The sequence below is a fragment of the Lentilactobacillus hilgardii genome (assembly GCF_009832765.1).
GTDB lineage: Bacteria > Bacillota > Bacilli > Lactobacillales > Lactobacillaceae > Lentilactobacillus > Lentilactobacillus hilgardii.
This window is the reverse complement of the sequence record NZ_CP047124.1, coordinates 19,284-28,299: the sequence shown is the minus strand read 5'-3', so window position 1 is coordinate 28,299 and position 9,016 is coordinate 19,284. Positions and strand designations below refer to the sequence as shown.

Here is a 9,016-nt window from a genome sequence, read left to right as displayed (position 1 = left end):
ATTACTCGGCAACAATTTGAATTAATTCGACCAGCTTTAGAAAATTTTCGTAAGCGAACTAAGCCTCGAAAATATGACCTCTACGAGGTCTTCTGTGCGGTCCTATATGTCTTGAAAACCGGTTGCCAATGGCGTCAAGTCCCCGGTGATTTCCCAGAATGGCGGTCAGTTTACAACTATTACAAAATTTGGTCAACTAAAGCTGAGCCTACGGCTGATTCTTTATTGGAACAAGTTTTAAAAAATTGTCATTGCTCGGCGAACTTACCAAGGACGTTCAGCTTTAACTTCCTTTATTATCGTTGACGCTCAGAGCGTCAAAAACACCGCTACTGCTGAAAACAAAGGTTACGACGCTGGTAAGAAAATCTCGGGGATTAAGCGCCATCTGGCAGTTGATATCAATGGCTTTCCGCAGGCCATTCACATGACGCGAGCGAACGTCTCTGATCGAGACGGGGCCAGTGCCATGATCGCTTTACATGCCATGCATTTACGCCAGGTTCAAAATGTCTTAGTTGATGGTGGTTATTCAGGCGTTAATTTTCAGCTCGATGTAGCCAGTAATTTAAACGCAACCGTGCAGGTTGCGAAGCGCAATGAGTTGCATCGATTCGAAGTCATGCCCCAACGTTGGGTAGTCGAACGATCTTTTAGTTGGCTAGAGAATTGTCGGCGACTTTGGAAAAATTGTGAGCGTCAATTAACCACCAGTCTGCAAATGGTCGTTTTAGCGTTTTTAGCACTATTACTTAAGAGATTTTAGACAGCTTCTTAGAAGTGTTTTCAACAACACAATTTACTATTAGTGTATCATATCGGAATTGCTCATTGGGGTTGATAAAAATTAATGGTAATATTTTAAAAAGTAATAATGAAGTTGACCACAAAAAGTATATTGATATCTGGGGTCAAATAAAAAGAGCTTCGAGAGTATATCTCGAAACCCTTTTACTGTCCTTAAAAAAATTCATATTGTGTTCCATGAATATGTCTTTTATAAAGGAGAATTTAAAACTTTAACCATCAATTTAAGCAAATGGATTAGTAGTACCAGGTGTTGTCTTTGAAGGGAAACCGCTCAGACTGGCAGCACTAGAATTATAATTGTAGATTACTTGAACAGGGGTTGAGCCAAATGTACCGCTATTAGCACTTGAAGCAGTATAAGTGAATTGCTTCCAAGTTACAGTACCATTATCATCAAATGATGGGAATACAGCTGACTTCAAAGTCTTAAGAGCACTCTTGCTATTAAGATAAGTCATAACATCACTTCCGCTGAATGATGCGCCTTGAGTACCACTGAATAAATCAGTAACATTCAAATTAGCAGGTGCAATATATGAGCGTGCAGCAGCTTTTGCAATAGCAGCGTTCAAATCAGCAACTCGAGTTTTATAGGTCGCACTCGTTGCATCTGTTTGTGCAGTTGGTGCTGCCAAAAGATCAGTATAAACTTTTTTAAGGTTAGTAGAATCTAACGAACCATTAGTGGTTAAAATACCAGATAAATCAACAGTGAAAGGAGCTGTCAATCCATTAGCATCGCTATCAGTAGCTGCAGGAACTGTAATTGGTTCATTAGGGATACCAACAAATACTGCAGGATTTGTTGAAGTTGCACTAGTTGCAGTTAACTTATCACCAGCAGTTGTTGGATCAGTAGCCGTTGTATCGTGAGCATATGGTGAAAGCTGTTGATAAACTGTATTGCCCTTTGATAATTGAACATTGACAGTATCACCAGTCTTAGCTTGTGCAATAACTGCTTGGTTGTTGGCATTATTAGTCACATCAAATGCGTATCCGGTACCTTGAAGTGCTGCATCAATCTTATTTTGTAAGTCAGCAGTGTTTGTGGTTGCATCAAACTTCCAAGTATATCCAGTATTAGTGGAATTTGCTTGAAGCGAACCGAATGAATCACCCTTCTTAGCATTAGCCTTAACGTAATCTAAGCTAGCAATGCTCTTACCAGAGGCATCTGTAAAGTTGATCCGAATTGAATTATCAGCAATCGGTTTTGGTGTAGCGCTTGAGCTAGCTGAAGTACTTTGCAGATCAGAAGCCTTGATCCACTTACCGTTCAATTGAGCGGCAGCGGATTGAGCAGCAGCGGAAGCTGATGCTGAAGAAGCAGCTGATGAGTTAGCACTTGATGTTGAAGCTGAGCTAGCAGGGGCAGCAGAAACTTGGTACCAAGTTTCGCCTTCACGAGAAGTCGTTACGGCTTTAGTAACAGTGAATGAAGCGCCAGAGTATGGTGCAGTAGTAGTAACTACCTTGCCATCAACAGTAGCACGGCCCACTTTGTATTGTGACCAAGCAGGTGCATTGTAAGCTAAGCTGCTAGTACCAGGAGTCTTCAAAGTGAAGGTTGCTGATGAAGCAGGAGCTGATGAAGCAGCACTAGTAGTGTCGTATGAAGCGATACCGCCAGCAAATGCTGAAGTGCTCTTACCACCATAGATCCAGCCACGATAAGTCTTATCGAATGATACGACCTTGTAGTAAACTGAGCCACGGTTAGTAGTAGCAACACGATATGCGCGCCAGTTCTTCTGACCTTGTTTGCTGTCCTTAAGACCATTTAAAGTAGTTTTAGTAGCAACAAATTTAGCACCCTTTAAAGTACCAGCTTTGGTATAAAGAGCGTTAGAACCATTAACGTTAACGTTACGAGTAGTAGCGTCGGAAGTTAATTTTTATTAGATGTAACCTTAGCAAATGACTTTGCACTGGCGTTTGTGCTTGTTCCTGCAACGGCAACAAATGCCAAGGCAGCAACGCCAGCAAATAAAGTCTTTTTCATAGACTTTTTCATGTGTTAATTCCTCCTAAATAAATATAAATTATCCAAGTTATGTAAGCATGCAATAAACATACCCCCGCTAACTTGCTGCTATAAAGTATAGCATAACTGGCGTTTAATGCAAAGAAAACCGCGTATTGTAACTTTTTAACATCTTTACGTAATTAATTAAAGAAATAATACCTAAAAAAAATAATTATATTAAAGTCTTTCAAAAATATTCTAAGTAATAACGTGGTATAATGCAAAATATAATCAGTTTATCTTTATAAAACTGATTATGCTGTAAAAATTATTCCCCTCAGAATATAAATGATATCAGTTAGTATTTTTTTACCCCGACAACAAAGGGCGTCTATCATTTGATAGACGCCCTTTGTTGTGTTCCTAAAGCAATTATTAACTATGAATCAAGGATAAGGACATCTACTATGAGACATATCTTGAAGGAAAGTAATAAAAACAACCTTTCGCTAAGGGAAGGTTGTCAATACGTATGTGTTTGGGGAAACATATACATGAAATATGAATATTAATTTGGAGAAAACATAATTCTTATAAAGAGAAACTATATTTTCTTTGGGGGTACAGACGCTAACACTTGGATATTAAACATCTGTGCTATAAGCATAACACAAGTCACAAAAAGACTGTTCACTTTTTTCTTGAATAATGCTTTTTATGATTAGATTGTTTCTATCAATTGGAAAATGAAAGAACTCCACGAATCATAATTCGATTAGACTCTTCCGGTTTACCCGAAGCACAGGTAATTAAAGTAATTACCTTTTTCTTGCCAATATTTTTAATGTAACCTATTTGATATTTTGAAATAACTGGATTGAAGTCAATATTTGAGACAGATTTTAAGAGACATTCAGAACCGCGTTTACCTTCCACAGCTCAAATAAATCATTAATCGCGATTAATAACTTATTTGAACCCTGGAAAGCATTAAATCAGGCGGCCATTGGGCTCGTAAGTGTTGTAATTTCAACTTGTAAGGGGGTCTGGTAGCCCAGTGAACTATGAATTCTCTTCCTATTGTAGAAAGCATGCACATATTCAAAAAGGACGGCAGCGGCAGTTTCATAATCTTCAAAGACCGGCACTGGATAAACACATTCCTTTTTGAGGGAAGCGTGAAAGGATTCCATTGGCGCATTATCATACGGACAACCCTTACGGCTGTATGAGTGGCGGATATGTAGCTCAGAAGCTGTCCAAGATCTATGATTTTTGATATACTTCTATGTAAAAAGCGAGTTTAAGCTATGAAAAATTATCCCAGCAATATTACTCGGCAACAATTTGAATTAATTCGACCAGCTTTAGAAAATTTTCGTAAGCGAACTAAGCCTCGAAAATATGACCTCTACGAGGTCTTCTGTGCGGTCCTATATGTCTTGAAAACCGGTTGCCAATGGCGTCAAGTCCCCGGTGATTTCCCAGAATGGCGGTCAGTTTACAACTATTACAAAATTTGGTCAACTAAAGCTGAGCCTACGGCTGATTCTTTATTGGAACAAGTTTTAAAAAATTGTCATTGCTCGGCGAACTTACCAAGGACGTTCAGCTTTAACTTCCTTTATTATCGTTGACGCTCAGAGCGTCAAAAACACCGCTACTGCTGAAAACAAAGGTTACGACGCTGGTAAGAAAATCTCGGGGATTAAGTGCCATCTGGCAGTTGATATCAATGGCTTTCCGCAGGCCATTCACATGACGCGAGCGAACGTCTCTGATCGAGACGGGGCCAGTGCCATGATCGCTTTACATGCCATGCATTTACGCCAGGTTCAAAATGTCTTAGTTGATGGTGGTTATTCAGGCGTTAATTTTCAGCTCGATGTAGCCAGTAATTTAAACGCAACCGTGCAGGTTGCGAAGCGCAATGAGTTGCATCGATTCGAAGTCATGCCCCAACGTTGGGTAGTCGAACGATCTTTTAGTTGGCTAGAGAATTGTCGGCGACTTTGGAAAAATTGTGAGCGTCAATTAACCACCAGTCTGCAAATGGTCGTTTTAGCGTTTTTAGCACTATTACTTAAGAGATTTTAGACAGCTTCTAAAAAAAATTGTCATTGCTCGGCAAACTTACCAAGGACGCTCTGAGCATCAAAAACACTGCTCCTGCTGAAAAGCATGCTCATGATGCAAAATCATTCGGCCAACTGTCCTCGTCTGGCCGATTTTTTTACTCAATTTTGCCAGCAAAATCTGAGTAAAAACGCGCAGCTTTGCCAAAAAGTGGCTAGCCAACCGGCTAACCATTTTGGCATTGCGCAGCGAACTTGGGGGTCAAGGGGGAGCGTTAGCTGTCCCCTTGCAAGCACCGCAGCTGTCACAAACGCAGTCTTGTGGCTAGCATGCGGGTTGGTTGCCAAGCCTCTGTTATTCGATTATCATTAGGAGGTCATCAGCCGTCGGCTGATCCGACTTTTGATATCTCGAATAACTTTGCCCGTAGGGCAACGGAGGTGGGACTTGTGAACGAACTGCAAAATCTGGCTAGCACAAAAAGACGACTCCGGTTCATCGTCAGGCTAGCAAACAAATTAATTTTCGGGTGAGTGAACCGGACTATTTAAAGCTGGCGCGTTCCGCGCAAACTTTAAATCTGTCCGTGCCGGCTTTTGTCAAAAGAAGGCCCAGGGGGCGCGCTTAGTTGCCCCCAAGATTGCCGCCCAAGATGCCCAGAACATCACTCATCAATTAGCTAAAATTGGCGGTAATCTTAATCAATTGGCCCATCATGCTAATCAGGGTGGTCAAGTCAATCCCCAGGCGTTAAGAGACTTACAAAACGAGGTGCAACACGTATGGCAACAACTCATATAAAACGTTCCACCAGTGCGTCCCGGTTAGTCAATTACGCTGAAAAACGGGCCGTCAAACAAGATGGCCTCAATTTAGATATTCAGTACGCTAAAAGTGAATTTAAACAAGTTCGGGACATCTATGGCAATCCTGGTAGAACCCAAGCGTATGCCAGCCGGATTGCCTTTTAGTCCGTTGGAATTTAATCCTAAAGATCCTCATGATCAGACAACTGTTTTAGCCGTTGCTAAAGAAGTTTATGCCAAAGCCTATCCTAATCAACAGGTGGCCCTTTACGAACATGCCGATACCGATTCCTTGCATGTTCATGCCGTCATTGGCGCGATTAACCTCGAAACCGGTCAAAAATGCACGGTAATTGGCATCAATACCGTGATCACTTAGTCCACATCACGGATCAAGTCTGTCAGGAACACAGCTTAATGGTCACGCAACCCGATCCCAACCGGCATGAAAAACGCTCAATGGCTGAAATTAAACTACGAGCTAAACAGCAGCCCACTTGGAAAGATCAAATTCGCCAAGCCGTCGATCACACCATGCAGAATCCCCTGATTTGCGATTTTCAGGCCTTCCAAGCTGATTTAAAGCAACAGGCAGTCAAAGTATGGGAGCGTGGCAAGAATCTCACTTATCAGCTTTTAGGCACCAATTACAAGTCTCGGGGAACCAAACTCGGGATTGATTATGAAAAGGAGACGATTTTTAATGAGTTGGCAAGCCGACAAACCCAATCAAGAACCAACCAGCAACCAGAACGAACCGTTAACCCAACAATTGACCCAGCTCAATCAGACCATAGCCGAACTCCGGAATTACCAGGGCACTCAGATTCAACTGCAAGCCACAGCCAAAACATCTCTCGATCAACAACTGCGACAAATCGAACAAACCGCTCAACAGGTCAATCAACAATTTCAGACGACCTTAAACAACTTAGACAGCAGCAACGCCAGCTCGCAAGCCCAATTAAAACAGACCTTACAAAGCGCCTACGCAACGTTTCAAAAAGCAGACCAACCTGATCAGTCAGGAAAATCTAACCGCACTCAAACGGATTCAAACCGAGCAAGGCCAAAACAACCAGCGCCTCAGCCAACTCAGCGACCAAGTGAACCAGACTATCCAAGAGACGCTGGCCCAAACCGCTAATCAAGTGGAGCAGCAGTTACAAACCACGAAAAAGCGGTTCTCGTGGTTTGAAATTAAGAATTATTTGTTAGCGGTAATCCCAACCGGGATTTTAACGGGACTCGTTTTGGGTTGTTAACTCATTTTTGGGTCGATAAAAGGCGTCTCCTTGGGGGTGAGCAGCTAGGTACTGATCAAAGTTATCCCGAGTGATGGCGTCCAAATCTTTAACTGAGTTAGTCGTAATCGTCTTGACGGTCTTTAACTGCCGTGCGACCTGGCGATCAGCAGCCTCGCTTAACGTGTGAATCCCGGTAATGATCACTAAAACCGGTTTAGGTTGACCAGTCACCTCTACCCAAGCTAATTGACCAATCGCAAGATTCTTTTTCCCCACGGTTTTGTGATGGCGAACTCGCCATTGGTAACTTTTAAGACTAAAATAATGATTTTTGTTCACATGATGGCCGTTAATCACGGTTTCAATTCGATGCCCTTGATTCATAAAAAGACCTCCATTTTGTTAATAATGTCGTTGCTTAGTGTGGGATAGGCTGGTTTCAACCCTTAAATATAAGCTCTCAAAGAAAATAGCAGGGCTACTAATATGATCCCCATTGCTAATAAAATCATACCGAAAAAATTGAAAAGAACATGTTTTACCCTTCTAACTTAACCTTTTGCTTTTTAAATTGACCAGTATAAACTCAAGTTATAACTCCAATCAAGTTATTTCACCGAAATATAGTTGACGGCTAAAATCTCTTCTTAACGGAAGAGGTTTTATTTATTAACTAAGCCTTTTATAATAGCCATTGTACACCTGAGTGTACAAAATTTATCTCGGTAAAATATGCGTAATTGGCCTGCTCATCACCCTATGGGCGGGCTTTTTGCATATATTGATATCAAGTTGTTTAGCTAGGGCCTACCCTAATGTAATCACTGAAAACGGCTAATTTCATTAGTAACAATTAAGTGTTTCGGTGGCGTTCTTAGATTAATGGTAATTGATTCACCTTAACCAATCACGCTTTGAACGTCATGACAGCAATAATCGTTAACAGCTTCTTGAAAATAATTGACTAATGAACTGAAAATATACCCCTCAACATTACTTCTTTTACTTCTACTAGCTGTCATGACAATTCTTTGAAGATCGACTGCCATATCTTCATAACGATTGTTGTTCTCAAAACTTAAAAAGCAAGTTGGCTGTTTCTAACGTTTCTAGCCTGTTTCTTAACGACATTTTTAGCTTTGAACACCATGCCACTTAATTGATAAAGTTTTTAGGATCATTAAAGGATAAGGCTTTGAGCATGTTAACTGTTCGCTTGCTAAAGCCGGCTTTAGTCTCTAACGAATTACTTAAAGCATTTATTTCAAGTTCATTTAATTTTTTTTTCGTTTGGCTGCCTGTTTTTCTTTTTGAGTGATAGCGACAATTTTTTTAGAATTAGTCTCTGGATAGGTATCTCTTGTATATATTGTTTGTTTATTATTTGAATTAGGTGTTCTACTAGAATTGGGTTTTCCAATTTCAGGACGTTGGATTTCCGTTTTACGTTGTCATGATTGGCTTCTGGATTGGTTTCATTCTCAAATTTTGGTAAGAATAGTTTAGTTGCCCCATTGAATTGGTGCTTCATAACTAAATAACCCTTTTTTACTAATCGTTTAAAAACTTCTGTAATTGTGCTGACGTTAACGCCTAACTTCATTGCTAACTCATCACGGGTGTAAATAACATAATAATCATTAAACTTTTTACTGAAAAAATCTTTGTTCTTAGTGCTGGCTTGCATGCGATCTTCTAGCAATGAATAAATTAGAATCTCATTGCCACCTTTTTAATCTGAATTTAAGTTGCTTTCTTTTTTTTGAAAAATTGCATCATTACTATCTCCTTGGTTTTAGGAGTAAAAAGAGAATAACAAGTTCCGTTTAACTTGATATCCTCTTTAGTTTGCAACTATGTATCTTGCATTTACCAATCTTATTTCATATAATGGGAAGTAGGGAATTAATTCCTGCTTCTTTCAAAATATGTTTACAGGATTGGCACTAAAGGCTATCAAGTGGTTATCTCACTTGTTGGCTGATTATAGAAGTTTTTGGACGGACTTCTATAATCAGTGCCTTTTTTCATACTCATATTTATTGAATTAATTATAACTCATTGTCAATGTTTACACAAAAATATCTAAATTAGAGTGGACTGTAAAT

The 9,016-nt window shown here is 40.1% G+C and carries 11 protein-coding genes; 6 read left to right on the top strand and 5 right to left on the bottom strand.

What is annotated here, in order from left to right; translation table 11 throughout:
- Nucleotides 1-766 (top strand): IS5 family transposase gene (locus tag GQR93_RS15140; protein WP_159298875.1). Its coding sequence is split into 2 segments (ribosomal slippage), with 768 coding nucleotides annotated over them: nt 1-242 and nt 241-766; the frame shifts between segments, so codons are not numbered across the junction. This gene is flagged as partial in the annotation.
- A 265-nt stretch (nt 767-1,031) separates the two neighbouring features.
- Here GQR93_RS15140 and GQR93_RS15135 read toward each other — a convergent pair.
- The 3 genes from GQR93_RS15135 to GQR93_RS15685 form a co-directional block, all read right to left on the bottom strand.
- A complete protein-coding gene (locus tag GQR93_RS15135) occupies nt 1,032-2,372 on the bottom strand; it encodes a hypothetical protein (RefSeq protein ID WP_318651934.1) in 1,341 nt (446 codons plus the stop codon).
- A gap of 329 nt (nt 2,373-2,701) precedes the next feature.
- Entirely contained in the window at nt 2,702-2,827 is a 126-nt protein-coding gene (locus GQR93_RS15650; RefSeq protein WP_318651932.1) for a hypothetical protein, read from the bottom strand.
- A gap of 947 nt (nt 2,828-3,774) precedes the next feature.
- Nucleotides 3,775-4,020 (bottom strand): integrase core domain-containing protein, encoded by a 246-nt coding sequence (locus GQR93_RS15685; protein WP_404808437.1) that lies wholly within the window; start codon nt 4,018-4,020, stop codon nt 3,775-3,777.
- A gap of 69 nt (nt 4,021-4,089) precedes the next feature.
- On the opposite strand from GQR93_RS15685, the gene GQR93_RS15125 reads away from it, so the two are divergent.
- The 5 genes from GQR93_RS15125 to GQR93_RS15605 all read left to right on the top strand — a co-directional run bounded on the left by GQR93_RS15125 (nt 4,090) and on the right by GQR93_RS15605 (nt 6,681).
- Nucleotides 4,090-4,876 (top strand): IS5 family transposase gene (locus tag GQR93_RS15125; RefSeq protein WP_159298868.1). Its coding sequence is split into 2 segments (ribosomal slippage): nt 4,090-4,352 and nt 4,351-4,876, totalling 789 coding nucleotides; the frame shifts between segments, so codons are not numbered across the junction.
- A gap of 684 nt (nt 4,877-5,560) precedes the next feature.
- The gene (locus tag GQR93_RS15530; protein WP_263863853.1) at nt 5,561-5,656 is read left to right on the top strand and encodes a hypothetical protein; all 96 of its coding nucleotides are present in this window, start codon (nt 5,561-5,563) and stop codon (nt 5,654-5,656) included.
- Nucleotides 5,638-5,826, top strand: coding sequence for a relaxase/mobilization nuclease domain-containing protein (locus GQR93_RS15615; RefSeq protein WP_263863852.1), 189 nt, complete (start codon nt 5,638-5,640; stop codon nt 5,824-5,826). The genes GQR93_RS15530 and GQR93_RS15615 overlap by 19 nt, the downstream gene beginning before the upstream one ends.
- Entirely contained in the window at nt 5,777-6,040 is a 264-nt protein-coding gene (locus tag GQR93_RS15610; RefSeq protein WP_263863851.1) for a relaxase/mobilization nuclease domain-containing protein, read from the top strand. Before GQR93_RS15615 ends, GQR93_RS15610 begins: the two co-directional genes overlap by 50 nt.
- Before the next feature lie 38 nt (nt 6,041-6,078).
- A complete protein-coding gene (locus GQR93_RS15605; RefSeq protein ID WP_404808435.1) occupies nt 6,079-6,681 on the top strand; it encodes a relaxase family protein in 603 nt (200 codons plus the stop codon).
- 218 nt (nt 6,682-6,899) lie between these two features.
- Here the strand turns inward: GQR93_RS15605 and GQR93_RS15110 are convergent, their stop codons facing one another.
- Together GQR93_RS15110 and GQR93_RS15525 are read right to left on the bottom strand one after the other, a co-directional pair.
- Nucleotides 6,900-7,292, bottom strand: a complete 393-nt coding sequence (locus tag GQR93_RS15110) for a DUF5839 family protein (protein WP_159298874.1) — start codon at nt 7,290-7,292, stop codon at nt 6,900-6,902.
- An 886-nt stretch (nt 7,293-8,178) separates the two neighbouring features.
- Complete coding sequence (locus GQR93_RS15525) at nt 8,179-8,595, bottom strand: helix-turn-helix domain-containing protein (protein ID WP_225442065.1); 417 nt, start codon at nt 8,593-8,595, stop codon at nt 8,179-8,181.
- Nucleotides 8,596-9,016: the final 421 nt, after the last annotated feature.